Source organism: Streptomyces chromofuscus (assembly GCF_015160875.1).
Lineage (GTDB): Bacteria > Actinomycetota > Actinomycetes > Streptomycetales > Streptomycetaceae > Streptomyces > Streptomyces chromofuscus.
In genome coordinates, this window is the sequence record NZ_CP063374.1 from 5,823,920 (window position 1) to 5,848,545 (window position 24,626).

Consider the following 24,626-nt stretch of genomic DNA (forward strand, 5'->3'; position numbering starts at 1 on the left):
CGGATGTTTAGCCTGACGCTTTACAAGAGGCAACGTTCTGCCAACCGGCGCTTCCGGCGCCCCGTACACGACAGGGTTCAGAACAACCGTGAAGACGACGATGCTGTTCGGCACGACAGCCAACCCGCGGCGCACCACTCTGGTGCACCTCAAAGACGCCGACGAGCTGGCGAGCCCGGACCGCCCGGAGCACTCCGTCGAACTCCCCGCCCAGACGGCCAACCCCCGGCGCACCGTCCTGATGGACGTTCCGGCCGGGGCCGTCGCGGCCGAGTAGTACCCAGCACATCACGGACGCCCCGCGCGACGTCGCGCGGGGTGCCCGCGCGCCTTCCCGGTCGCCCGCGCCCCGACCCGCCGGGCAGGCCCTGCCGAGATAGCCTGGAGCGTCAGACTCCAGCCAGCTCAGGTAAGGGGCGCAAGGATCCCGTGCGCATCGCCAGGTTCTCCATCGACGGGAACGTCGCCTTCGGCGCGGTCGAGGGCGACAAGCCGGACGAGCTCGTCCTCGACATCATCAAGGGCATCCCGTTCGCGGACTTCGAGCTCTCCGGCACCAAGGTGCCGCTGAGCAAGGTACGGCTGCTGCCGCCGGTCCTCCCCAACAAGGTCGTCGCCTTCGGCCGCAACTACGCCGAGCACGCGCGCGAGCTGGGCAACGAGGTGCCCGACGCCCCGTTCGCCTTCTTCAAGCCGTCCACCTCGGTGATCGGCCACGGCGACGAGATCCAGTACCCCTCCTTCTCCGAGGAACTCCACCACGAGGCCGAGCTGGCCGTCGTCATCGGCCGCCTGTGCCGCGAAGTCCCGCGCGAACGCGTCAAGGACGTGGTCCTCGGCTACACCTGCGCCAACGACGTCACCGCCCGTGACGTGCAGAAGCGCGAAAAGCAGTGGGCCCGGGCCAAGGGCTTCGACACCGCCTGCCCGCTCGGCCCCTGGGTGGAGACCGACCTGGACCCCGCCGACCTGACCATCCAGCTGACCGTCAACGGACAGCAGCGCCAGCTCGGCCGCACCAGCGAGATGATCCACCCGATCGAGGATCTGATCGTCAACATCTCCGAGGCCATGACGCTGCTCCCCGGCGACGTGATCCTCACGGGCACCCCCGCGGGGGTCGGCCCCCTGGCTGTCGGCGACGAGGTCTCCGTCAGCATCGAAGGCATCGGCACTCTCACCAACAAGGTTGTCAAGCGTGGCTAGCGCACCCGGCACTCCAGTACGCGTCCGTTTCTGCCCCTCGCCCACCGGTAACCCGCACGTGGGCCTGGTCCGCACCGCCCTGTTCAACTGGGCGTTCGCCCGGCACCACCAGGGCACCCTGGTCTTCCGCATCGAGGACACCGACGCGGCCCGCGACTCCGAGGAGTCCTACGAGCAGCTGCTCGACGCGATGCGCTGGCTCGGCTTCGACTGGGACGAGGGCCCCGAGGTCGGCGGCCCGCACGCGCCGTACCGCCAGTCGCAGCGCATGGACATCTACAAGGACGTCGCCCAGAAGCTGCTGGACGCGGGCCACGCCTACCACTGCTACTGCTCCCAGGAGGAGCTGGACACCCGCCGCGAGGCCGCCCGCGCCGCCGGCAGGCCGTCCGGCTACGACGGACACTGCCGCGAGCTGACCGCCGCGCAGGTCGAGCAGTACCAGGCCCAGGGCCGCGAGCCGATCGTCCGCTTCCGCATGCCCGACGAGACGATCACCTTCACGGACCTGGTGCGCGGCGAGCTGACGTTCACCCCGGAGAACGTCCCGGACTACGGCATCGTCCGCGCCAACGGCGCCCCGCTCTACACGCTCGTGAACCCGGTCGACGACGCCCTGATGGAGATCACCCACGTCCTGCGCGGCGAGGACCTGCTCTCCTCCACCCCGCGGCAGATCGCCCTGTACAAGGCCTTGATCGAGCTGGGCATCGCCCGGCGGATCCCGGAGTTCGGCCACCTGCCGTACGTGATGGGCGAGGGCAACAAGAAGCTCTCCAAACGTGACCCGCAGTCGTCGCTGAACCTCTACCGCGAGCGCGGCTTCCTCCCCGAGGGCCTGCTCAACTACCTCTCTCTCCTGGGCTGGTCCCTCTCGGCCGACCAGGACATCTTCACGATGGACGAGATGATCGCGGCCTTCGACGTCGCGGACGTGAACCCCAACCCGGCCCGCTTCGACCTCAAGAAGTGCGAGGCGATCAACGGCGACCACATCCGGCTGCTCGATGTGAAGGACTTCACGGAGCGCTGCCGCCCGTGGCTGCAGGCCCCGTTCGCCCCGTGGGCCCCGGAGGCCTTCGACGAAGTGAAGTGGCAGGCCGTCGCGCCGCACGCGCAGACCCGCCTGAAGGTGCTGTCGGAGATCACCGACAACGTCGACTTCCTGTTCCTGCCGGAGCCGGTCTTCGACGAGGCCAGCTGGACCAAGGCCATGAAGGAGGGCTCCGACGCCCTGCTGCGCACCGCCCGCGAGAAGCTGGAGGCGGCCGACTGGAGCAGCCCCGAGTCGCTGAAGGCGGCCGTCCTGGAGGCCGGCGAGGCGCACGGCCTGAAGCTCGGCAAGGCCCAGGCCCCGGTCCGCGTCGCCGTCACCGGCCGCACCGTCGGCCTGCCGCTGTTCGAGTCCCTGGAGATCCTGGGCAAGGACCGGACGCTGGCCCGCATCGACGCCGCGCTGGCGAGGCTTGCGGCCTGACGCAGGCACGGTGAAGGGCGGCATCCGGCAGCGGATGCCGCCCTTTCGCCGTATTCCGCCCGCACCCGGCGGCCACCGGGTTACCGTCGCAGCATGAGCATTCGGGCCGTGGTCTGGGACGTCGACGACACGCTTTTCGACTACACGACCGCGGACCGCGCGGGCATGCGCGCCCACCTGGCGGCCGAGGGCCTGCTCGGGGCGTACGACGGCGTCGAGCAGGCCCTGGCGCACTGGCGGGCGGTGACCGACAGCCAGTGGGCCCGCTTCTCGGCCGGTGAGGTGTCCTTCGAGGAGCAGCGCCGCGACCGGGTCCGGGTGTTCCTCGACCGGGCGCTCGGCGACGCCGAGGCGGAGGCCTGGTTCGAGCGCTATCTGGGCCACTACGAGGCCGCCTGGGCGCTCTTCCCCGACGTACTGCCCGTGCTGGACGCCCTCGCCACCAGCCACCGGCACGCCGTGCTGTCCAACTCCAGCCTTCACGTCCAGGACCGCAAGCTGCGCGTGCTGGGCGTGCACGACCGCTTCGAGGCGATCCTGTGCGCCGCCGAGCTCGGCGTCTCCAAGCCCGAGGCGGGCGCCTTCCTCGCGGCCTGCGAGGCGCTGGACCTGCCGCCGCACCTGGTCGCGTACGTCGGCGACCACCCGGAGATCGACTGGCGGGGCGCCGCCGACGCCGGGCTGGTGTCCGTGTGGATCGACCGCACCGGCGCGCACGCCTGGGCGGACGCGCCCGTCGGCCCGCACCGGATCGCCTCGCTCGCCGAACTCCCCGCGATCCTCGGCTCCGATACTCGTTTTGGAGCCCCGTCCACCTTCAGGTAATGTTCTTCCTGCGCCGCCGGGGAGCGGGCCGAAAGGCCGGGAACCGGAAGCGCGAACTAGAACGAGATCCCCTCAGGGGCTTGCGTTCCAGTGGCCTATGGTGTAATTGGCAGCACGACTGATTCTGGTTCAGTTAGTCTTGGTTCGAGTCCAGGTAGGCCAGCTCGCAGAGCTCATCTGCAAAGCCCCCGTTGTGTAGCGGCCTAGCACGCTGCCCTCTCAAGGCAGTAGCGCCGGTTCGAATCCGGTCGGGGGTACAGATCCTTCCCGCGGGAACAATCCGGGTCGCACCCGTTGCTCTCGATGCAGGATCGCTAGGGCCCCCGTTGTGTAGCGGCCTAGCACGCCGCCCTCTCAAGGCGGTAGCGCCGGTTCGAATCCGGTCGGGGGTACTGACTGGTCTAAACCACATTGGTCTATGGTGTAATTGGCAGCACGACTGATTCTGGTTCAGTTAGTCTTGGTTCGAGTCCAGGTAGACCAGCTCGGACCTGCGGAAACGCAGAGTCCATGCCCCCGTTGTGTAGCGGCCTAGCACGCCGCCCTCTCAAGGCGGTAGCGCCGGTTCGAATCCGGTCGGGGGTACGCGATCGATGGGCCTCCACTTCGGTGGGGGCCCATCGGCATGTCCTGCGTCACTTCCTGCCGAACCGGCGGCGTGACTCCTCCGCCTCCGCCAGCCTGCGCAGCGCGAGCAGTACCGGCTCGTACAGCACGGTCAGTGCGACCGCCGCCTCCACCTGCTCGTCCGCCGTACCGCCGTACCGCTCCACCAGATCGAGATCGTTGACGGCGAGCCGTCCCAGGGTGCGGGCGTACGGCTCCAAGTCCGCGACGGTGCAGGGGTATCCGAGCCGCTCCAGCGCGGCGATCGCGGTCACGAGCATCCCGTACGCGGGGATCGTCGCCCCGGTCGCGGGGTCGTAGCCCCAGTCGAGCAGCTCCAGCAACTGCTCCGCGCGCCGCCGGGCCGTCTCCATGGCCGGGTCGTCGGCGTCGGCGGGCTTGCCGTGCGGCAGGGCGCACACGGCGGTGCCGAGGCGCTCGTTCTGATCCAGGGAGTCGTCGTCCAGCGCCGCGAGCACCTCGCGGGCGGAGGCCACGGACACGCCGCCGACCTGAATCAGTGCCCGCACCAGGCGGAGCCGGCGCAGGTGCCGCTCGTCGTACTCGGCCTGGGTCGCCGTGATCCGGCGGCCCGGCGGCAGCAGGCCCTCGCGCAGATAGAACTTCACGGTGGCGGTGGCGACGCCGCTGCGTCTGCTCAGCTCCGACAGCCTCATGGCCGTGCGACTCCCTTGTTCTTTCCCCTTGCGCCTTGCGTTGGAGAGTGTCACTATCCAAGCATGGATAGTTCCACTATCCAATGGGTCGGCAATGGGGGAAGGTGGTTCGTCATGGGTGACAAGCCGATCGCGGGGCGCATGACCGCGGACGCGCACGGGGACGTCGTGGTGTTCCTGATCGGGATGCGCTTCAACAGTCTGTCGGCGGTGCGGAGTTGGTGGCCGGTCGCGCGGGCCATGCCGCGCATGCTGCGGGAGCTGTCGCGGGAGCGGGGGCAGGGGCTGCTCGGGGTGCAGACCCTGCTGGGGCCGCGGGTGCTGTACCTGGTGCAGTACTGGGAGTCGACCGACAAGCTCTTCGCGTACGCCTCGGCGGCGGACAAGGAGCACCGGCCCGCGTGGGCGGCGTTCAACCGCCGTCTGCGCGAGGGGAAGGGCAAGGTCGGCTTCTGGCACGAGACGTACGCCGTGCCGGCCGGGGGCTACGAGTCGGTGTACGTGAACATGCCGGCCTTCGGGCTCGGCAGGGCGACGGGGGTCGTGCCGGTCGCCCGGCGCGGCGAACGGGCGGCCGAGCGGCTGGGGTCGGCCTGAGTCCTGCTGGACGGCGGTCGCCGGGGGTCGGAGGCGGAGGCCCCTTCGGGGGGTTGGGACCCGGGGCGTCTCGTGGGTTGCGGGGCGCGGGGGCCTCGGAAGGCGGGAGGCGGCAGGCGTCTCGGAGACGGGGGAAGAGCCGGACGGCTCGGGGCGCGTCGAAGGGCGGAACGCCTGGGCGCCTCGAAGGGCGGGAGGCGCAGGCGTCCCAAAGGCCGGAAGGCGGGGGGCGTTCGGGGCCCTGAGCTGGAGGGCGCCTGAAGGTCAGGACGCGGGTGGTCTCGGAGGCCCGAAGGCGGCAGGCGTCTCGGAGGGCGGAAAGTCAGGGGCGAGGCGTCTTCGGGCCCTGAGGTGAAGGGCGTCTCGGGGCCGCGAGGCGAAGGGTGGGTCGGGGCAGGCCGCGGCGTCGGGGCCGGCCCCTGGGTGTCTTCGTGCTTGCGGCGTGCCGCGACGCGCCGTCGGTCAGCCGGAGCGGCGCAGGGCCTCGGAGAGGCGGGCGGCGGCGTCGATGACGGCCTGGGCGTGCATCCGGCCGGGGTGGCGGGTCAGGCGCTCGATGGGGCCGGAGACCGAGACGGCGGCCACCACGCGGTTCGACGGGCCGCGCACCGGCGCGGAGACGGACGCGACACCCGGCTCGCGCTCGCCGATGGACTGGGCCCAGCCCCGGCGCCGTACGCCGGAGAGCGCGGTGGCCGTGAAGCGGGCGCCCTGCAGGCCCCGGTGCAGGCGCTCCGGCTCCTCCCAGGCCATGAGGATCTGCGCGGAGGAGCCCGCCTTCATCGTGAGCGTCGAGCCGACCGGGACCGTGTCCCGCAGTCCGGACAGGCGTTCCGCGGCGGCGACGCAGATGCGCATGTCGCCCTGGCGGCGATAGAGCTGCGCGCTCTCGCCCGTGACGTCACGGAGGTGGGTGAGCACCGGCCCGGCGGTGGCGAGGAGGCGGTCCTCGCCCGCGGCCGCGGCCAGCTCGGCCAGGCGCGGGCCGAGAATGAAACGGCCCTGCATGTCGCGCGCCACCATACGGTGGTGTTCCAAAGCCACGGCCAGGCGGTGAGCCGTGGGTCGTGCCAGTCCGGTGGCCGCGACCAGACCCGCGAGGGTGGCCGGACCGGACTCCAGAGCGCTCAGGACGAGTGCCGCCTTGTCCAGAACGCCGACGCCGCTACTGTTGTCCATGCAACGATACTTGCGTCTCACTCTGTGAAACGCAAGTTCAATTTTCGATGGAACGCGCCACCCTGGATGTCACGAAGTCACAGCGGCCCCCATGGATGAAAGGGCCTGGCGGCGGACGCCCGTACCAGGGCACGCGCCTGCCGCTCCTCAAGATCTCTAGTTGGGTCGGCACACCTTTTGCCGGCCGGAGGGAAAGCGATGGGTAGGACACTCGCGGAGAAGGTCTGGGACGACCATGTCGTCCGGCGCGCCGAGGGCGAGCCCGACCTCCTCTACATCGATCTGCACCTGCTGCACGAGGTGACCAGCCCGCAGGCCTTCGACGGTCTCCGCAAGAGCGGCCGTCAGCTGCGCCGCCTCGACCTGACCATCGCGACCGAGGACCACAACACCCCCACCCTCGACATCGACAAGCCCATCGCGGACCCCGTCTCCCGCGCCCAGCTGGAGACGCTGCGCAAGAACTGCGCCGAGTTCGGCGTGCGCCTGCACCCGCTGGGCGACGTCGAGCAGGGCGTCGTCCACGTCGTGGGCCCGCAGCTGGGACTGACCCAGCCCGGCACCACCGTGGTCTGCGGCGACTCGCACACCTCCACGCACGGCGCCTTCGGCGCGCTGGCGTTCGGCATCGGCACCTCGCAGGTCGAGCACGTGCTGGCCACCCAGACGCTGCCGTTGGCCCGCCCGAAGACCATGGCGATCACGGTCGACGGCGAGCTGCCCGACGGCGTCACCGCCAAGGACCTGATCCTGGCGATCATCGCCAGGATCGGCACCGGCGGCGGCCAGGGCTACATCCTGGAATACCGCGGCTCCGCCATCGAGAAGCTTTCGATGGAGGCCCGGATGACCATCTGCAACATGTCGATCGAGGCCGGCGCCCGCGCGGGCATGATCGCCCCCGACGAGACCACGTTCGCCTACCTCAAGGGCCGTCCGCACGCCCCGGAGGGCGCCGACTGGGACGCCGCGGTCGAGTACTGGAAGACGCTCAGGACCGACGACGACGCCGAGTTCGACGCCGAGGTCGTCATCGACGCCGCCGAGCTGTCGCCGTTCGTCACCTGGGGCACCAACCCGGGTCAGGGCGCGCCGCTTTCGGCATCCGTCCCCGACCCTGCTTCGTACGAAGACGCTTCGGAGCGCCTCGCCGCCGAAAAGGCCCTGGAGTACATGGGGTTGGAGGCCGGTCAGCCGCTGCGGTCCATCAATGTGGACACCGTCTTCGTAGGCTCGTGCACCAACGGCCGCATCGAGGACCTGCGCGCCGCCGCCGATCTGATGCGGGGCCGCAAAGTCGCCGACGGCGTGCGGATGCTGATCGTTCCGGGCTCCGCGCGCGTCGGTCTGCAGGCCGTCTCCGAGGGTCTGGACGTGGTCTTCAAGGAGGCCGGCGCCGAGTGGCGGCACGCGGGCTGCTCGATGTGCCTGGGCATGAACCCCGACCAGCTGGCCCCCGGTGAGCGCTCGGCGTCCACCTCCAACCGCAACTTCGAGGGCAGGCAGGGCAAGGGCGGCCGGACGCACCTGGTGTCGCCGCAGGTCGCCGCCGCGACCGCGGTGCTGGGGCACCTGGCCTCCCCGGCCGACCTGTCCGACGTCGAGACCCGTACGCCCGCTGGAGTCTGAGGATCATGGAAGCGTTCACCACCCACACCGGCCGGGCCGTCCCGCTGCGCCGCAGCAACGTCGACACCGACCAGATCATCCCCGCCCACTGGCTCAAGAAGGTGACCCGGGACGGGTTCGAGGACGGGCTGTTCGAGGCCTGGCGCAAGGACCCCGAGTTCGTGCTCAACCGGCCCGAGCGGCAGGGCGCCAGCGTGCTGGTCGCCGGCCCCGACTTCGGCACCGGCTCCTCCCGTGAGCACGCCGTATGGGCGCTCCAGAACTACGGCTTCAAGACCGTGATCTCCTCCCGCTTCGCCGACATCTTCCGCGGCAACTCGCTGAAGAACGGCCTGCTCACGGTCGTCCTGGAGCAGAAGGTCGTCGACGCGCTGTGGGAGCTCGTCGAGCGCGACCCGCAGGCCGAGGTGACCGTCGACCTGGTCGATCGGGAGGTGCGGGCCGAGGGCATCACCGCCTCCTTCGAGCTGGACGAGAACTCCCGCTGGCGACTGCTGAACGGGCTGGACGACATCTCCATCACGCTCCAGAACGAGGACGACATCGCCACGTACGAGGCGCGGCGTCCCGCCTACAAGCCGCGCACGCTGAAGGTCTGAACCTTCGGCCCCACGTGGAGGTCGACTTTCGGCCACCCCAACACCCCGGCTGTACCCCCGATCGGCTCGATCGGGGGTGCGGCTTTTTTCGCACCCGGATGGCCCCACCGGGCACCGCGCGTCCCCTCAACTTCCCACGTTAAGAGGGCAGTTGTTCGGGTACGCGAGTCTTGACAGCGCGGCTTCGGTGGCGTGCCGGAGGGTCGTTCGAGGCGCCAGTTGCCCCCCGGGCAGGCGACAACTCGCCCCAGATGGCACAATCTGTGCATGGAACACGACGGCCAACTCGAGCTCTATGCGGCGGTCGCGGACCAACTCAAGAAAGCGCACGCAAGGGTGCGCGCACTGCAAGTCCCGGAGGGCGTACGGATGGCGCTGACCCGGAAGCTGCTGGTCATCACGGCCGCGGCCAAGCACGACCTCGCCGACGCGATCAAGCGTCTGGAGCGGTTCACCGCCGACCTCGACGCGGGGCGATTCCCCGAAGAGGAAGGCTGAATCACGTCAGAGGCAGCCGAGTCGGTTGCGGCACAAGGGTGATTAGCCCGTTTCGTGTTTGATTTGCGGTATATATCTGCCTAACGTGCGAAAAAGCTTGAACACTTTCGTTCTGGCGATGTCTCCGAAGGGGAAGACGTGAACAAGGCGCAGCTCGTAGAAGCGATTGCCGACAAGATGGGCGGCCGTCAGCAGGCCGCCGATGCTGTCGACCATGTACTGGACGCCATCGTCCGCGCTGTCGTCGCAGGTGAGCGGGTCTCGGTCACCGGCTTCGGTTCTTTCGAGAAGGTCGACCGCCCGGCTCGCTACGCCCGCAACCCGCAGACGGGCGAGCGGGTTCGGGTCAAGAAGACCTCGGTGCCGCGGTTCCGCGCGGGCCAGGGATTCAAGGACCTGGTGAGCGGTTCCAAGAAGCTCCCGCGCGGTGGCGAGGTGGCCGTGAAGAAGGCGCCCAAGGGCAGCCTGACCGGCGGCGCCGCGGCCACGGTCAAGAAGGCCGCGGCCAAGAAGACCACCAAGGCCGCCGCGAAGAAGGTCACGGCGAAGAAGGCGCCCGCCAAGACCGCGGCCGCCGCGAAGAAGACCACGGCGAAGAAGGCCCCCGCCAAGACCACGGCGGCCGCCAAGACCACCGCCGCGAAGAAGACCACCGCCAAGAAGGCGACGGCCAAGAAGGCCCCCGCCAAGAAGGCGACGGCGAAGAAGGCCCCCGCCAAGAAGGCGACGGCGCGCAAGACCACCGCCAAGAAGACCGCCGCCAAGAAGTAGTCGGGGCGCAAGGGAACTCACGCGCCGGGCCGGACTCCGTGTCGGAGCCCGGCCCGCGGCGTGTTCGGACGCAGGTCAGAGCGTCTGCAGCGTCACCAGCGTGATCCTCGGGCTGTCCTTCGGCCCCTCCACCTCGATGCGGACCCGCTGCCCGGGCCGCAGCAGCCGCAGCCCGCCGGCGTCGAACGCGGCGGCGTCGAACGGCACGGCAGTGCCGTCGTCGAGGAGGACCTGCCCGCTGCGCGTCGCGGCGTCGTACGTGTAGGCGGTGGCGTGCATGTCGGCAGCCTACTGCCCGGGAATCAGCAGCCGCGCGGCCGCCGCCGCCGTACGCGGCCCCACCCCGAGCGCCAGCGCCGCGCGCAGGTCGTCGGCGGTGTCCACGTCCTGTCGCACGGAATCCACGCCCGCGAGACCGAGTTCTGCCGCTCCGCCGGTGCGATGGCGGGCGCGTGAATCGGGGCCGAATGCCGGGAGCAATTCCCGGCCCGGAGCGGCCGTGAGCAGTGTTGTGCCGATTGCCGCGGCGTCCGGGAGAAATGCGCGGGGGAATTCCGCGGCCGCGTCGAGGACGCGGGCCAATTCCGCGGGCCGCAGCGCCGGGAGATCGGCGTTCAGGGCCGCGACCGGGCTTTCGGAACGCTGTGCCCGTACGGCCGCCGCTCCGTGGGCCAGAGCCGCGTTCAGGCCACCGCCCGGCTCGTCGGCGACGATCCGGGCGCCCAGCGCGGCCAGCTCCCGGCCCGCCAGCGCGTCGTCCGTGACGACTGCCACATCCCGCACGGCCGGGCTGGCCAGCGCCGCGGCCACCGTGTCCTGTGCGAACGCGAGGGCGAGACCCGGGCGCAGCCCGTCGCCGGCGGCATCCGAGAGCCTGCTCTTGGCTCGCGCCAGGGGCTTCACAGGTATCACCAAGGTCCACTGCACGAGCGTTCGTCCCTCTCTTGTCGCGGTCATTGTCACCCGGGCCGCCCGGCGCGCGGAGACTCGGGGCGTACGGTGTTCTCGACAGACCGACGGCCTGGGGCGACACTTGTGCGGCCCCCAGGCCCCAGAAGGAAGGTGTCCGTGTGCCCCGCCGCAGAATCGGCTTCTGGTACCGCTTCGCCGCGGTGATCGCTAAACCGCCACTGGTGGTTCTGCTCAAGCGGGACTGGCGCGGAATGGAGCACATTCCGGCCGAGGGCGGCTTTATCACCGTGGTGAACCACAATTCGCACGTCGACCCCTTCGCGTACGGACACTTTCAGTACAACACCGGACGGGTTCCGCGATTCCTGGCGAAGAGCGGCCTTTTCAAGAAGGGATTCATCGGCTCCGTGATGCGCGGCACCGGGCAGATCCCCGTCTACCGGGAGAGCACCGACGCGCTGAGTGCCTTCCGGGCCGCGATCGACGCCGTGGAACGCGGCGAGTGCGTCGCGTTCTACCCCGAGGGCACCATCACCCGGGACCGGAACGGCTGGCCCATGACCGGCAAGACCGGCGCCGCGCGCGTCGCGCTGAAGACCAAGTGCCCGGTCATCCCCGTCGCCCAGTGGGGCGCCAACGAACTGCTGCCGCCGTACGCCAAGAAGCCCGACCTCCTGCCGCGCAAGACCCACCACGTGCTGGCCGGCCCGCCGGTGGACCTGTCGCGGTTCTACGGCAAGGAGATGACCGCGGAGGTCCTCAAGGAGGCCACCGAGGTCATCATGGCCGCGATCACCCGCCAGCTGGAGGAGATCCGCGGCGAGCGGGCACCCGAGACGCCGTACGACCCGAAGCGCGAACGCATCGAGCAGCGGCGCCGGACGGAGGCGCAGAAGCAGGGCCGGGTGGCGGCCGTCGAGGTGAGCCGCGACGCGGCCGGGCCGTCCGGCCGGGACGCCGCCGGGGAACCCGGCCGGGAAACGGCCGGTCAGGCCGGTGGGGAAGAAGGGCTGGGCAAGTGAGCAAGCCGGTCAAGACGGCGGTCTTCTCCGCCGGTTCGTGGGGCACGGCCTTCGGCATGGTGCTCGCCGACGCGGGGTGCGAGGTGACCTTGTGGGCACGTCGCGCGGAGGTCGCCGAGGCCATCAACTCCGGCCGGACCAACCCCGACTATCTGCCGGGCTTCGAGCTCCCGGAGAACCTGCGCGCCACCACCGACCCCGCCGAGGCGGCCGCCGACGCCGACTTCACGATCCTGTCCGTGCCCTCGCAGACCCTGCGCGGCAACCTCGCCGCCTGGGCGCCGCTGCTCGCCCCCGACACCGTCCTGGTGTCGCTGATGAAGGGCGTCGAACTCGGCTCCGCCATGCGGATGAGCGAGGTCGTCGCGGACGTCGCCGAGGTCCCCGCGGAGCGGGTCGCCGTGGTCACCGGACCCAACCTCGCGCGGGAGATCGCCGCCCGGATGCCGGCCGCCTCCGTGGTCGCCTGCACCGACGAGGCGGTCGCCCGGCGGCTCCAGGCCGCCTGCCACACGCCCTACTTCCGCCCCTACACCAACACCGACGTCGTCGGCTGCGAGCTCGGCGGCGCGGTCAAGAACGTCATCGGGCTGGCCGTCGGCATCGCGGACGGCATGGGCCTCGGCGACAACGCCAAGGGCTCGCTCATCACCCGCGGCCTCGCGGAGACGACCCGGCTGGGGCTGGCCATGGGCGCCGACCCGATGACCTTCTCCGGACTCGCGGGCCTGGGCGACCTGGTGGCCACCTGCTCCTCTCCGCTGTCCCGCAACCACACCTTCGGCACCAACCTCGGCAAGGGCATGACGCTGCAGGAGACCATCGCGGTCACCAAGCAGACCGCCGAGGGCGTCAAGTCCTGCGAGTCGGTGCTCGATCTGGCCCGACGGCACGGCGTCGACATGCCCATCACCGAGACGGTGGTCGGCATCGTGCACGAGGGCAAGCCTCCCGTGGTCGCCCTCAAGGAGCTGATGTCGCGCAGCGCGAAGCCGGAACGACGCTGAGCGACGCGGCCGTGGGGACGCTGTCTCCGGCCCCTACCACCGGGTACTCTCATCGCGATATGAGCACCGAGAACCTCCCCCAGAGCCCCGAGCAGCCGTCCCGCAAGCCGCGTGTGGCCGTCGTGTTCGGCGGGCGCAGCTCCGAACACGGGATCTCCGTGGTCACCGCCGGCGCGGTACTGCGGGCCATCGACCGGACCCGGTACGAGGTCCTGCCGATCGGCATCACCCAGGACGGCCGGTGGGCGCTCACCGCCGACGAGCCGGAGCGGATGGCGATCACCGACCGCCGGACGCCCAACGTCGAGGACCTCGCCGACTCGGGCGAGGGCGGCGTGGTGCTCCCCGTCGACCCCGCCAACCGCGAAGTCGTCTACAGCGAGCCGGGTTCCGTGCCCAAGGCGCTGGGCGAGGTCGACGTGGTCTTCCCGGTGCTGCACGGCCCGTACGGCGAGGACGGCACCCTCCAGGGCCTCCTGGAGCTGTCCGGCGTCCCGTACGTGGGCTCGGGCGTGCTCTCCTCGGCCGTCGGCCAGGACAAGGAGTACATGAAGCGGGTGTTCACCTCGTTCGGGCTGCGGGTGGGCCCGTATCTGGTGATCCGGCCGCGTGAGTGGCAGCAGGACCAGGCGGGGGCTCGGCGGCGGATCGCCGAGTTCGCGGGTGAGCACGGCTGGCCGCTGTTCGTGAAGCCCGCGCGCGCGGGGTCGTCGATCGGCATCACCAAGGTGGAGTCCTTCGAGGGCCTCGACGAGGCGATCGCCGAGGCGCAGCGGCACGACCCGAAGATCATCGTCGAGGCGGCGGTGCGCGGCCGCGAGATCGAGTGCGGCGTCCTGGAGTTCGAGGACGGTCCCCGGGCGTCCGTCCCCGCGGAGATCCCGCCGCCGGACACGCACGCGTACTACGACTTCGAGGCCAAGTACATCGACTCGACCCCCGGCATCGTCCCGGCGCCGCTGACCGACGAGCAGACCGCCGAGGTCCAGAAGCTCGCCGTGGCGGCCTTCGAGGCGGCGTCCTGCGAGGGCCTGGTCCGCGCGGACTTCTTCCTCACCGAGGACGGCGACTTCGTCATCAACGAGATCAACACGATGCCCGGCTTCACGCCGATCTCGATGTACCCGCAGATGTGGCAGGCGAGCGGCGTGACGTACGCCGAGCTGGTGGACCGCCTGATCCAGGCGGCCCTCGACCGTCCGACCGGACTCAGGTGACCTGAGGGGCGCGCGGGATTGCGAGATCGGCCCCCCGCCGCATCCGGGCAACTTCGAGCCCTCGCGTCCGGGGGCTGTGCGACCCGGGCCTCGCGTTTGGGGGCTGTGCGACCCGGCCCTCGCGTCCGGGGGCTGTGCGACCCGGGCCTCGCGTCCGGGGGCTGTGCGACCCGGGCCTCGCGTTTGGGGGCTGTGCGACCCGGGCCTCGCGTCCGGGGGCTGTGCGACCCGGGCCTCGCGTTTGGGGGCTGTGCGACCCGGGCCTCGCGTCCGGGGGCTGTGCGATCGGCCCTCGCGACCCGGGCCTCGCGTCCGCGGCCGAGCGCCAACCGGTGTCGAACAGCGGCTAGTCGGCGATGCCCTCCGGAATCGCCGACCTCACCGCCGACGCCAGGTCGACCAGCACAGCCGCGTTGTCCCGCCCCTCGGGCACGGTCACCTCGACGTACGCCCTGCGGTTCGCGCTGGTGAACCGGTACCCGCCGCCGTCCCGCTCCTCCTGCAGCCAGTCGACGCCGTTCACACCCCCCGCCACGGCGTCCGAATCGCGGCCCTCGGCCACCTTCGGGTCCGTCATCTTCGGCGGCCGCGCCACCCCGCAGCGCAGTATGATCACCGGGCTTCCCCAACCCGCCGTGAGCGCGGACTCGGGCTCGGGGTCGTTCCGGCTCAGGCCGTCCACCGTGCGGGGCAGCGCCTTGTCCAGGTTCCGGCACAGCTCGGTGACCGCCGCGGACGGACTGGGAACCGCGACGCTCGCACTGTCGTCTGCTGAGGAGCAGCCGACGACAGCGATCAGCAGTGCGGACGCGGGCAGACCGATGAGCCGGTGACGGGAAATCTTCACCGGCCAAGGGTAGACGGGGACTAGAGATGGACGACCGGGCAGGTCAGGGTGCGGGTGATGCCGTCCACTTGCTGGACCTTGGCGACCACCATGCGGCCCAGGTCGTCGACGGTGTCGGCCTGGGCGCGCACGATGACGTCGTACGGTCCCGTCACGTCCTCGGCCTGGATCACTCCAGGGATCTTGCTGATCGTCTCGGCGACGGTCGACGCCTTGCCGACCTCTGTTTGGATCAGGATGTACGCCTGTACCACGGAACCTCCAGGGCGGCCACGAGGATCATGTGGGGAAAAGGAACGCCACGGTATCGCGTCGCCGCTCGCCGCGGGGAGACCCGCGGTATCCGGGCCACGCGTGCCGGGGCGCAGGCACGACGGATGTTGACGGACACGGCGACCGCGTTCGCGGTCATGGGGGACCGGTCTGCGGTCACTTCGACCGTATCCAGGACACTGATGACCCGCGACCGGGCACGCACAGGGACAGAAGGGGTGCAAGGGCAATGAAGGGCACTGTTGGTGAGCTCGGGGAGTTCGGGCTCATCAGGGAGCTCACCTCCCGTCTCACCACCACCCCGGCGGTGCGGGTCGGACCGGGCGACGACGCCGCGGTGGTCGCCGCGCCGGACCGACGGGTTGTCGCCAGCACCGACATCCTGCTGGAGGGCCGGCACTTCCGCCGGGACTGGTCCACGGCGTACGACGTCGGGCGCAAGGCGGCCGCGCAGAACCTCGCGGACATCGCCGCCATGGGCGCCGTGCCGACCGCGCTGCTGCTCGGCCTGGTCGTGCCGGCCGACCTCCCGGTCACCTGGCCGACCGAGCTGATGGACGGGCTGCGCGACGAGTGCCAGGTGGCGGGCGCGTCCGTGGTCGGCGGTGACGTCGTACGGGGGGACACCATCACGCTGTCGATCACCGCACTCGGCGATCTGCGCAACCAGGAGCCCGTGACGCGGGCCGGCGCGCAGCCCGGAGACCTCGTCGCGGTGACCGGCTGGCTGGGCTGGTCCGCGGCCGGCTACGCGGTGCTCTCGCGCGGGTTCCGCTCGCCGCGCGCCTTCGTCGAGGCCCATCGGCGCCCCGAGCCGCCGTACCACGCGGGTCCGGCGGCGGCGGGGCTGGGTGCCACGGCGATGTGCGACGTCAGCGACGGGCTGATCGCCGACCTCGGGCACATCGCGGAGGCCAGCAAGGTCCGGATAGACGTCCGTTCCGGCGCGATCGACATCCCCTCGCAGATGCACGACATCGGGCAGGCGGTGGGCGTCGACCCCCTGCAGTGGGTGCTGACCGGGGGAGAGGACCACGCGATCGTCGCGACCTTCCCGCCGGACGTGAAGCTGCCCGCCCGCTGGAAGGTGATCGGCGAGGTGCTCAACCCATCGGCGTTGCCCCAGGTGACCGTCGACGGAGCACCCTGGACCACCAAGGGCGGCTGGGACCACTTCGGAGGCATGGAGTCATGAGCGCGCCACCCAGGGTGCTGACCGTCGCCGGGTCCGACTCCGGCGGGGGCGCGGGCGTCCAGGCCGACCTGAAGACGATGCTCGCGCTCGGCGTACACGGCATGAGCGTGATCACCGCGGTGACCGCGCAGAACTCCCTCGGCGTGCAGGGCGCCTGGGAGCTGCCCGTGGAGGCCGTGCGGGCCCAGTACCGCAGTGTCGTCGACGACATCGGCGTCCAGGCCGTGAAGACCGGGATGCTGGCCTCGGCGGAACTGGTCGAGGCAGTGGCCGACTTGATCACCGGGACGGATGCGCCCGCCGTCGTCGACCCGGTGGGCGTCTCCAAGCACGGCGACTCGCTGTTGGCGCCCTCCGCGCTGGACTCGGTGCGCACGAGGCTGCTGCCGGCCGCGACCGTGGTCACGCCGAACCTGGACGAGGTCGCGCAACTGACCGGGCTGCGGGTCGAGTCCGAGGACGGGATGCGCGAGGCGGCCGCCGCCCTGCTGGCGTACGGGCCGCGCTGGGTCGTGATCAAGGGCGGCCATCTGCCGGGGGACGCGGTGGACTTGCTCACCGACGGTTCCGAGGAACACTGGCTGCGCGCCCCCCGCCACGACAACCGGCACACGCACGGGACCGGCTGCACGCTGGCCTCGGCGATCGCGTCCGGGCTGGCCAAGGGGCTGACCGTGCCGGAGGCGGTACGGGCGGCGAAGGAGTACGTCACCGGGGCGATCGCGGCCGGGTTCGCGCTGGGCGGCGGGATCGGGCCCGTCGACCACGGGTGGCGGTTCCGGACCTGAGACCTGACACGGACGTCGGGCACGGCAAAAAGCCGGTCCACCCAGGGTGGACCGGCTCAGTGCGGCGAACCAGCAGTGGCCGCGCGCTCAGCGGAGCGTCAGCGCGAGACCTTGCCGGCCTTGATGCACGAGGTGCAGGCGTTCACGCGCTTCGGCGTCCCGCCGACCACGGTACGCACACGCTGGATGTTCGGGTTCCAGCGGCGGGACGTACGGCGGTGCGAGTGCGAGATGTTGTTGCCGAAGCCCGGCCCCTTGCCGCAGACGTCGCAGTTGGCAGCCACGGGTCACTCCAAAGACTTCAGATGCACTTACGGTTGATCCCGGCATGCCGGGATCAAGATCACAGGCTCTTGCGAGTGGTCTGCGATCTCAGTGGCGTTGCCAGGGGAATGGCCCGATCGGATCGGGCAACCGGAGCAGCATACAACGGCTGCGTCCGTACAACGAAATTACCATGGCCGGTCAGGGCCCCGCCCCCGCCCTCTTCCGGCGGGCACCGGCCCCGGGGCTACGCTGCGTCGAACGTCCAGCAGTCCGAGGAGGCACAGGTGGCGCAGGTGCCGCAGACATTCTTCGATGCTCTCGCGGTGCGCACCTGGTGCGGTCTCGCGCTGGAGGCGCTCGGACGCGCGCGCGAGGAGATCGACGCGATCAACGTGTACCCGGTCGCGGACGGGGACACGGGCACGAACCTGTACCTGACCGTCGAGTCGGCGGCGGCCTCCGTCGAGGCGGTCTTCGCCGCCCACGAGGTCGACGCGTCCAGCCCCGGGCGTCCCTCGCCGGCCGAGGCCGTGCGGGCGATGGCCCACGGGGCGCTGATCGGGGCACGGGGCAACTCCGGGACGATCCTGGCGCAGCTGCTGCGCGGCATGGCGCAGGTCCTCACCGCCGAGGATGAGGACGCTCACACCGACGGAGCGGGCCTGCGGCTCGCGCTGCGCCGCGCGGCGGACGCCGCCCGCCAGGCCGTGGCGCGTCCCGTGGAGGGCACGGTCCTGTCGGTCGCCTCGGCCGCCGCCGACGCGGCCGACGGGGCCGAGGGCGACTGCGGGACGGTCGCGCGCGCCGCCTACGAAGGGGCACGGGCGGCGCTCGCCGCGACCCCGGCACAGCTGGCCGTCCTGAAGCGTGCCGGGGTGGTCGACGCCGGGGGGTGGGGCCTGGTGGTGGTGCTGGCGGCACTGGTGGAGACGCTCACGGGGGAGACGCCGGGGGCGGCTGCGGCCGACGCACGGCACGCACGCGTGCGGGCGCCGCACGCCGGGGAGGGCGCGGACGGCGCGACCCCTTGCGGCGACGGCGCGAGGCGGGGCGTGGACGGCGCGGCGTGGGCAGTGGACGGCGCGGCGTCTGGCGGGGACGGCGCTGGGCAGGGCGTGGACCGCGCGAGGCCGGCTGCGGACGGCTCTGCGCGTTTCGCGGACGGTGCCACGCAGGACCCCGACGGTGCGACGCGCTGCGCGGACGGCGTCGAGGACGGCGGCCCGGCCTACGAGGTGATCTATCTCCTGGAGGCCGAGGACCTCGCCGTGGCCCGGCTGCGGGAGCGGCTCGACGCCCTCGGGGACTCGCTCGTGGTGGTCGGCGGCGACGGGCTGTGGAACGTGCATGTCCACGTGAACGACGCCGGCGCCGCCGTGGAGGCGGGCGTCGAGGCCGGACGGCCGTACCGGATCAGGATCACGCACTTCGGTGCCGGCGACGTGCACACGGTACGCGGGGACGGGCGCCCCGTGGAACGCCTCCAGCGGGCCGTGGTGGCCGTCGTGCCCGGTGAGGGGCTGGCCGGGCTGTACGCCGAGGCGGGCGCCCTGACCGTGCTGGCGCGTCCGGGGGAGCCGCCCGCGAGCGGGGAGCTCGTCGAGGCGCTGCGGCGGGCCCACGCGCACGAGGTCGTCCTGCTGCCCAACGACCCCGACCTGCGGCACACCGCCGCCGCGGCGGTCGAGCAGGTCCGTGCGGAGGGCATCCGGGTGTCCCTGATCCCCACCCGCTCCGCGGTCCAGGGCATCGCCGCGCTCGCCGTGCACGAGCCCGAGCGCCGCTTCGACGAGGACGTCGTCTCCATGACCTCGGCGGCGGGCGCGACGCGCTGCGGCGAGGTCGCCCTCGCCGAACGCCAGGCCTGGACCATGGCCGGCATCTGCCAGGCCGGTGACGTCCTCGGGCTCATCGACGGGGACGTGGCCGTGATCGGGACGGACGTCACGTCCGTCGCCGGGACCGTGCTGGACCGGATGCTCGCGGGCGGAGGGGAGCTGGTGACCCTCGTGCTCGGCGACGAGGCGCCGGAGTCCGTCGCCGAGCACATGGAGGCCAGGGTGCGGGAGGCCTACCTCGCCGTCGACACGGTGGTGTACCGGGGCGGGCGGCAGGGGGCGTTGCTGCTCATCGGCGTGGAGTGAGCGGGAACGGCGCCGATTCTCAGCAGTCCTCCTCTTCCCGTCCCTCCCGCACCATCCGCAGCATCTGCTCGGCCTCGGCCCGCCGCTCCCGCGCGGCGGCGTCGTCCTCGGTCGCGTCGGCGTACTCCTGAAGCACCGCACGCGCGCGTGCGGCCGCCTCGGTGCTGCGGCCCAGGTCGGCCGCCAGCCACCCCGCGGCGAGTTCCGCGCCGGTGCGGGCGTGCCGGGCGTCGGCCCCGAGGGAGGCGAACACGGAGACGGCCTCCTCCACCTCGGTCAGCGCCTCCTCGAAGGTGGCCCGGATCGAGCCGTCCTCGGCGTCCTCGGCCGACGAGCGGGCGAGCAGGTCGCCGAACTGGCGGTGCGTGTGTCCCAGTTCCGCGGTGAGCCGTTCCCGCGACTCCTCGTCGGCCGCGGTGTTCAGGGCGCTGACGCACGCGTGGACGGCGTCCGCCATCAACTGCCGCGCGGCCTCCGTGCCGTCGTCGGTGCGCAGCGCCAGCCACGCGCGGGCACGCAGGGCGCGGACGAGGCCGTGGACGTTGCCCAGGGAGCGCCACAGCTCGCCCGCACGCGCGTACGCCCGGTCCGCCTCCGTCGGCAGCCCTGCCTGCCCCAGGGACTCGGCGGCGAGGTGGGCGAGGGTGGCGTGGTCGTGCTGCTCGGGCCAGTGCCGGGCGATCTCGGCGGCCTGCAGACGGCGTTCGGCCGCGGCGCGGTGCTCGCCGAGCTCGCTGAGGCAGTCGCCGAGCCACCACTGGGTCTGGACGATCGCGCCGTCGCCGTGGGTTTCGGCGCTCAGGTCGGGCAGCGCCGACTCCAGCACCTCCGCGGCCTCGGCCCACCGCCCCTGCCGCAGCAGGAACCCGCCGAGCAGATGCCGCGCCCACACGCCGAAGGTCGGGCCCTCGCCCGCCTCGTCGGCCCAGTGGGCGGCGTCCAGGGCGTGCTCGGCGGCCTCCGCGGACTCGCCCCGGCCGCCGAGGACCTCGGCCAACTGAAGGTGCAGCTGGGCCCGCCCGGTGGCCTCCAGATGCGGTCCGCCGTGCTCCAGGGCCGCCTTCAGCGCCCGCTCGGCCTCCGCGGAGTCTCCGAGGTGCTGGGCGAGGCCGGCCAGCCGCGCCTCGTACTCCACCGCGAACCACGGCAGGCCCGCGTCGACGTACGCCGCCGCGGCTCGCGCGAACAGGTCCGCGGCCTTCTCGACGTCCCCGTGGTGCACGGCCAGCTCGGCGAGCATCGCGCGTGCCTCGGCCGCCCGTGAGGCGAGCCGGACGTCGTCCCCGGTGCGGCCCCCGACGAGCGCCAGGACCTCCCGCACAGCGGCCTCGGCCTCCGCCGGCGCGGTCTCCGGCGAGGCGCCGTCGGCGTCCGGGTCGCCGGCCTCGTGCACCCGCCGCATCAGGATCCGTGCCCGGCCCATGAGCACCGACGCGGTCTGTCGTACGCCGGTGCCGTCCTCGGCGTAGAGCGCCAAAACCTCGTCGTAGGGCCCGGCGACCGCCTCGACGGCCTCGTTCACGTGACCGCCGAGTGCGCGGACGTACGCCGCACGCGCGCGTGCCGCCAGGGCCTCGCCCGGGTCGCCCGCCTCGGCGTACAGCTCGGCGGCGCGTTCGAAGAGCTCGGCGCCCGCGGGGCCCAGGTCCATCGCCTCGTGGTCGGCGATCTCCGCGCGGTCACGGGCGTCCAGCTCGGCGCCCTCCGCGGCCCGCGCGACGGCCGCCCAGGCCTCGACGGCGTTCGGCCGCAGGGTGTCCGACAGGCGACGCGCCTCGGCCAGCAGCGCGGCCAGGTCGGGCTCCGGTCCGGTCGCGGCGGACGGGGAGGCGGCCAGGTCCGTTCCCGTCGCGGCGGACGCGGGCGTCACGGCGGCCGGGGCGACCGGACGCCCGGTGCGCCCGAGCCGTTCCGAGCGCACTCCCAGGGGGAGCCGCTCCACCAGCGGACGCTGCGCCATGCGCGCGGTCACCCGTTCGCTGACGTGCCGCGTGCCGTTGCGCCGGTCGAACCGCGCCGCCAGGGCGAGGGCCTGCCCGCGCGCGTGGGCGCCGAGTTCGCGCGCGGTCCACGTCCGGCCCGCCGGGCCCGGCACCGACTGGTCGCCGAGGCCCAGCTCGGTCAGCCGGTCCATGAGCAGGGTCACCGTGCTCATGAAGTCCATCTGGCTGCGCGGGTGCCCGGTGTCGGTGAAGTACGCCGGCCGCTCGGCCAGCAGCTCTAGACCGCGCGCCTCGTTGCCGGTGAGCGCGCAGAACTCGACGTGGTCCGCGTAGGCGCCGCGCATGCTCTCCATGGCCCGCACGAGCCGGAAGCCCCGCAGATGGTGGGCGCGCGCCTGGTCGGTGCGGCCCAGCCGCAGCAGGGGCGCCAGGGAGGACGCCAGGACGGTGTGCGGCTCGTGGGCGCACGCGTACTCCCCGTCCAGGACCGGCGCCCACAGTGCGAGGGCCTCGGCGTCCCGGCCGCGCTGGGCCTGCCACCGGCCCTGCCCGTGCAGTTCGCACGCGTGGCAGTCGGCCATGCGGTCCCGGTCGGCCGCCAGCCACGCCGCGTACGCCCGCTCCGCCCGCTCCAGGTCCCCTATGTGCGCGGCCACGCTGAACTCGGCGCTGCGCACGGCCCGTTCGGAGTGCCCGGCGAGGCGGTAGCGGTGCTCCATCTCGCCCAGCCACTTCTCGATGGAGGCCAGCGGGATGTGCGGCTGGTCCAGCATCCCGGCCGACATCCACTTGAAGACCCAGTGCAGCGAGTGCGCCTCGTACTCGTCGAAGTCCTCGGGGTGCTCATCCCACATGCGCAGCAGGCGCGCGAAGGGGACGAACATCTTGTCCTTCTCGGAGCTGTAGTTGTAGACCTTGAGCTGGTGTCCGAGCGCCTCGATCACGGCGAGCGGGATGTCCAGCCGCTCGGCCTGGGCGAGCAACTGCTCCGCGCGCGCGTTGCGGGCGGGTCCCTCCGGCTGCTCGGAGTTCTCCGCCATCGCCCGGCGCAGCGCGTCGAAGTCCGTGATCTCACTCATCGGTGACCGTCCCCCGGAGAGTCGGAGTCGCTGTGGGTGGCCCATTCCAGCAGGCCGATGAACGCCCGGTTGAGCAGCGCGGAGTCGGCGGGCCGCAGCGGACGCTGCGCCATCAGCAGGGCCTGGCCGTACAGCGACTCCGTGGCGGTGCCGACGAGTTCCGGGTCGTTCAGTGAACTGACTTTGCGTATGAGCGGGTTGAGGTGGTTGAGCACCAGACGCGCGCGGGGGGCGCTGCCGCGCAGCGAGCCGAGGATGCCCGCCCACAGGTCGTCGGCCTCCTCCTCGGCCGCCGCCCGGGCCTGCTCGTGCCGGGCCGCCCGGTCGTCCAGGTGCAGCGCGGGCACGGACAGCGGGTGGAAGGCCCGCAGGACCACGTCGCAGCCCAACGGGTCCAGCGTGGCCCGCGCGGCCGCCAGGAAGCCCGCCAGGGCCAGCTCCTCGGCGGGGTCGACGGCGTCCAGGTGGGCGGTCACGGTGTCCGCGTCCAGCTCGGCGACGACCGTGCCCGGCCGCACCGACGGCAGCGCCTCGACCAGCTCGCTGTCGTACGTGTAGCCGCCGTTGACGACCCCGACGCCCTGCGCGGACGCGATCGGGGCGACCTGCCGGTACTCCTCGACCGTGCGCGTGAAGTGCACCACCGGGTGGCGCAGCGCGAACTCCTCCAGCGACAGCTGCCCGTCCGTCGTCTCGAACGGCAGCCACGGCAGCATCGTGCGCAGCATCTCCCTGTCGTGGCGTGCCAGGGACTTCACCCCCAGGTGGTGCACCGCGAGGAAGGCCGCCAGCCGCTCCGGGTCGCCGGCGGCGAGAGCGGTGAGCCAGGACCGGATCCTCTCGCCCAGCGCGTCCCGAACGGCCGCCAGGGTCTCGTCCTCGTACAGCGACTCGCGTGACGCCGTGGGCCGCAGGCTGTCGGTGTCGAGCACACAGCGCACGAAGAACGCCCAGTCGGGGAGCAGCTGTTCGGCCCGCTCGGTCAGCAGCATGCCCTTGAGGTGGACGCGATGCCGCGCGCGCTGCGTCGGGCTGACCGCGGAGGGCAGGACGTACGCCACCCCGCGGATGCCGGCGAGCGGCACGTTCAGCTCGATGGAGTCCAGCGGGGTGAAGCCGAACAGCTTCTGACAGTGCCGGGCGAGGGCCACCCGTCGGGTGGCGGGGGAGGGGTAGGGCCGGTCCCAGGGCGCCGGGAGGTCGGTGACCTCCTCGTCGCCCACCCGCACGTCGTAGGGCAGCAGCGAGCCGAAGTCCCGCGCCAGCGCGAGCACCCGCTCCTCGGTGAGCCACTCACCGGCGCCCGCCCGCGCCTCCAGGTACACGGTGGTGCCCGGCTCGGGACGCGCCGCGTCCGGCAGGGTCCGCACGGTGTACGAGCCGTCGTCCGCCGCGGTCCACTCCACGGGCCGCGCATCCGGCGTACGGGCGCTGCGGCTGACGACCCGGATCCGCTCGGCCACCACGAAACAGGCCAGCAGGCCGATGCCGAACTGCCCGAGGAACTCCGAGCGGGCCTCGTGGAGTCCGTCGGTCCGCTTGGAGCTGCGCCCGATGGTCGCCAGCAGGTTGTGCACGTCGGACTCGGTGAGCCCGACGCCGGAGTCCTCCACCCGCAGGGTGCCCTCCCCGGCGTACAGCCGCACCCGCGCCGGGGCGCCGGGCTCCTCCGCCCGCCGGGCGGTGATGGCGTCGACCGCGTTCTGCAGCAGTTCGCGGAGGTAGACCTTGGGGCTGGAGTAGAGGTGATGGGAGAGCAGGTCCACCAAGCCACGCAGGTCGACCTGGAACGTATGAGGTGAAGGGGAGGCCTGGGATGCCTGTGAGGTCTGGGAGTCCATCGTCACGGCGCCGGTGGGGGTAACGCG

At 72.0% G+C, this 24,626-nt stretch carries 24 protein-coding genes and 5 tRNA genes; 20 read left to right on the plus strand and 9 right to left on the minus strand.

The features are described 5' to 3' along the window. The first annotated feature begins 88 nt into the window (after positions 1–88). The 9 genes from IPT68_RS26340 (at position 89) to IPT68_RS26380 (ending at position 4,093) form a co-directional block, all read left to right on the plus strand. Complete coding sequence (locus IPT68_RS26340) at positions 89–277, plus strand: hypothetical protein (protein WP_189700867.1); 189 nt, start codon at positions 89–91, stop codon at positions 275–277. A 152-nt stretch (positions 278–429) separates the two neighbouring features. Further along, positions 430–1,206 carry a fumarylacetoacetate hydrolase family protein gene (locus tag IPT68_RS26345; RefSeq protein WP_189700866.1) on the plus strand — a complete coding sequence of 259 codons (777 nt, stop codon included), beginning with the start codon at positions 430–432 and terminating at the stop codon, positions 1,204–1,206. After that, positions 1,199–2,683 (plus strand): glutamate--tRNA ligase, encoded by a 1,485-nt coding sequence (gene gltX, locus IPT68_RS26350; RefSeq protein ID WP_189700865.1) that lies wholly within the window; start codon positions 1,199–1,201, stop codon positions 2,681–2,683. The genes IPT68_RS26345 and gltX overlap by 8 nt, the downstream gene beginning before the upstream one ends. A 93-nt stretch (positions 2,684–2,776) precedes the next feature. Then, complete coding sequence (locus IPT68_RS26355; protein ID WP_189700864.1) at positions 2,777–3,508, plus strand: HAD family hydrolase; 732 nt, start codon at positions 2,777–2,779, stop codon at positions 3,506–3,508. 91 nt (positions 3,509–3,599) lie between these two features. Then, positions 3,600–3,671 (plus strand) — tRNA-Gln (locus IPT68_RS26360). Between the two features lie 21 nt (positions 3,672–3,692). Continuing rightward, positions 3,693–3,765 (plus strand) — tRNA-Glu (locus IPT68_RS26365). Positions 3,766–3,827: 62 nt separating this feature from the next. Next, positions 3,828–3,900, plus strand: a tRNA-Glu gene (locus IPT68_RS26370). Positions 3,901–3,920: 20 nt separating this feature from the next. Continuing rightward, positions 3,921–3,992: transfer RNA gene (locus tag IPT68_RS26375), tRNA-Gln, on the plus strand. A gap of 28 nt (positions 3,993–4,020) precedes the next feature. Beyond that, positions 4,021–4,093 (plus strand) — tRNA-Glu (locus IPT68_RS26380). A gap of 50 nt (positions 4,094–4,143) precedes the next feature. On the opposite strand, the gene IPT68_RS26385 is transcribed toward IPT68_RS26380, so the two are convergent. Then, on the minus strand, positions 4,144–4,791 hold the full coding sequence (locus IPT68_RS26385) for a MerR family transcriptional regulator (RefSeq protein WP_189700863.1): 648 nt from the start codon (positions 4,789–4,791) through the stop codon (positions 4,144–4,146). A 114-nt stretch (positions 4,792–4,905) separates the two neighbouring features. On the opposite strand from IPT68_RS26385, the gene IPT68_RS26390 reads away from it, so the two are divergent. After that, positions 4,906–5,388 (plus strand): DUF4188 domain-containing protein, encoded by a 483-nt coding sequence (locus tag IPT68_RS26390; protein WP_189700862.1) that lies wholly within the window; start codon positions 4,906–4,908, stop codon positions 5,386–5,388. A gap of 462 nt (positions 5,389–5,850) precedes the next feature. Here IPT68_RS26390 and ndgR read toward each other — a convergent pair whose 3' ends face one another. Next, entirely contained in the window at positions 5,851–6,567 is a 717-nt protein-coding gene (ndgR, locus tag IPT68_RS26395; protein WP_026278050.1) for an IclR family transcriptional regulator NdgR, read from the minus strand. Between the two features lie 198 nt (positions 6,568–6,765). Between ndgR and leuC the strand changes: the two genes are divergently transcribed. The 4 genes from leuC to IPT68_RS26415 all read left to right on the plus strand — a co-directional run bounded on the left by leuC (position 6,766) and on the right by IPT68_RS26415 (position 10,064). Continuing rightward, on the plus strand, positions 6,766–8,196 hold the full coding sequence (gene leuC / locus IPT68_RS26400) for a 3-isopropylmalate dehydratase large subunit (protein ID WP_189700861.1): 1,431 nt from the start codon (positions 6,766–6,768) through the stop codon (positions 8,194–8,196). A 5-nt stretch (positions 8,197–8,201) separates the two neighbouring features. After that, entirely contained in the window at positions 8,202–8,795 is a 594-nt protein-coding gene (gene leuD / locus IPT68_RS26405; RefSeq protein WP_189700860.1) for a 3-isopropylmalate dehydratase small subunit, read from the plus strand. A gap of 267 nt (positions 8,796–9,062) precedes the next feature. Then, positions 9,063–9,293, plus strand: coding sequence for an SCO5555 family protein (locus IPT68_RS26410; RefSeq protein WP_189700859.1), 231 nt, complete (start codon positions 9,063–9,065; stop codon positions 9,291–9,293). 138 nt (positions 9,294–9,431) lie between these two features. After that, entirely contained in the window at positions 9,432–10,064 is a 633-nt protein-coding gene (locus IPT68_RS26415; protein WP_189700858.1) for an HU family DNA-binding protein, read from the plus strand. 75 nt (positions 10,065–10,139) lie between these two features. On the opposite strand, the gene IPT68_RS26420 is transcribed toward IPT68_RS26415, so the two are convergent. Next, positions 10,140–10,343, minus strand: coding sequence for a hypothetical protein (locus IPT68_RS26420; protein WP_189700857.1), 204 nt, complete (start codon positions 10,341–10,343; stop codon positions 10,140–10,142). 9 nt (positions 10,344–10,352) lie between these two features. Next, positions 10,353–10,991 carry a 2-phospho-L-lactate guanylyltransferase gene (gene cofC, locus IPT68_RS26425; RefSeq protein ID WP_189700856.1) on the minus strand — a complete coding sequence of 213 codons (639 nt, stop codon included), beginning with the start codon at positions 10,989–10,991 and terminating at the stop codon, positions 10,353–10,355. Between the two features lie 143 nt (positions 10,992–11,134). Between cofC and IPT68_RS26430 the strand changes: the two genes are divergently transcribed. From IPT68_RS26430 to IPT68_RS26440, 3 genes are read left to right on the plus strand one after another with little or no spacing between them, the layout of a single operon-like run. Then, positions 11,135–11,998, plus strand: a complete 864-nt coding sequence (locus tag IPT68_RS26430; RefSeq protein ID WP_189700855.1) for a lysophospholipid acyltransferase family protein — start codon at positions 11,135–11,137, stop codon at positions 11,996–11,998. Then, the gene (locus IPT68_RS26435) at positions 11,995–13,005 is read left to right on the plus strand and encodes an NAD(P)H-dependent glycerol-3-phosphate dehydrogenase (RefSeq protein WP_189700854.1); all 1,011 of its coding nucleotides are present in this window, start codon (positions 11,995–11,997) and stop codon (positions 13,003–13,005) included. Before IPT68_RS26430 ends, IPT68_RS26435 begins: the two co-directional genes overlap by 4 nt. Before the next feature lie 59 nt (positions 13,006–13,064). Then, positions 13,065–14,222: a D-alanine--D-alanine ligase family protein gene (locus IPT68_RS26440; RefSeq protein WP_189700853.1), complete on the plus strand. Its 1,158-nt coding sequence runs from the start codon at positions 13,065–13,067 to the stop codon at positions 14,220–14,222. A 346-nt stretch (positions 14,223–14,568) separates the two neighbouring features. Here IPT68_RS26440 and IPT68_RS26445 read toward each other — a convergent pair whose 3' ends face one another. Both IPT68_RS26445 and IPT68_RS26450 read right to left on the minus strand, forming a co-directional pair. Further along, positions 14,569–15,069 (minus strand): DUF3515 domain-containing protein, encoded by a 501-nt coding sequence (locus tag IPT68_RS26445; RefSeq protein ID WP_189700852.1) that lies wholly within the window; start codon positions 15,067–15,069, stop codon positions 14,569–14,571. A 20-nt stretch (positions 15,070–15,089) separates the two neighbouring features. Then, positions 15,090–15,323 (minus strand): Lrp/AsnC family transcriptional regulator, encoded by a 234-nt coding sequence (locus IPT68_RS26450; RefSeq protein WP_003997603.1) that lies wholly within the window; start codon positions 15,321–15,323, stop codon positions 15,090–15,092. A 248-nt stretch (positions 15,324–15,571) separates the two neighbouring features. Here IPT68_RS26450 and IPT68_RS26455 point away from each other — a divergent pair, with 248 nt between their 5' ends. Both IPT68_RS26455 and thiD read left to right on the plus strand, forming a co-directional pair. Next, on the plus strand, positions 15,572–16,537 hold the full coding sequence (locus IPT68_RS26455; protein ID WP_189700851.1) for a thiamine-phosphate kinase: 966 nt from the start codon (positions 15,572–15,574) through the stop codon (positions 16,535–16,537). Continuing rightward, on the plus strand, positions 16,534–17,325 hold the full coding sequence (thiD, locus tag IPT68_RS26460) for a bifunctional hydroxymethylpyrimidine kinase/phosphomethylpyrimidine kinase (RefSeq protein WP_189700850.1): 792 nt from the start codon (positions 16,534–16,536) through the stop codon (positions 17,323–17,325). Before IPT68_RS26455 ends, thiD begins: the two co-directional genes overlap by 4 nt. A 98-nt stretch (positions 17,326–17,423) precedes the next feature. Here the strand turns inward: thiD and rpmB are convergent, their stop codons facing one another. Continuing rightward, complete coding sequence (gene rpmB, locus IPT68_RS26465) at positions 17,424–17,609, minus strand: 50S ribosomal protein L28 (RefSeq protein WP_003993230.1); 186 nt, start codon at positions 17,607–17,609, stop codon at positions 17,424–17,426. Positions 17,610–17,876: 267 nt separating this feature from the next. Here rpmB and IPT68_RS26470 point away from each other — a divergent pair, with 267 nt between their 5' ends. After that, positions 17,877–19,736, plus strand: coding sequence for a DAK2 domain-containing protein (locus tag IPT68_RS26470; RefSeq protein ID WP_189700849.1), 1,860 nt, complete (start codon positions 17,877–17,879; stop codon positions 19,734–19,736). A gap of 19 nt (positions 19,737–19,755) precedes the next feature. On the opposite strand, the gene IPT68_RS26475 is transcribed toward IPT68_RS26470, so the two are convergent. Both IPT68_RS26475 and IPT68_RS26480 read right to left on the minus strand, forming a co-directional pair. Continuing rightward, on the minus strand, positions 19,756–22,758 hold the full coding sequence (locus IPT68_RS26475) for a tetratricopeptide repeat protein (protein ID WP_189700848.1): 3,003 nt from the start codon (positions 22,756–22,758) through the stop codon (positions 19,756–19,758). After that, a complete protein-coding gene (locus tag IPT68_RS26480; RefSeq protein WP_189700889.1) occupies positions 22,755–24,599 on the minus strand; it encodes an HSP90 family protein in 1,845 nt (614 codons plus the stop codon). The genes IPT68_RS26475 and IPT68_RS26480 overlap by 4 nt, the downstream gene beginning before the upstream one ends. Positions 24,600–24,626 lie beyond the last annotated feature (27 nt).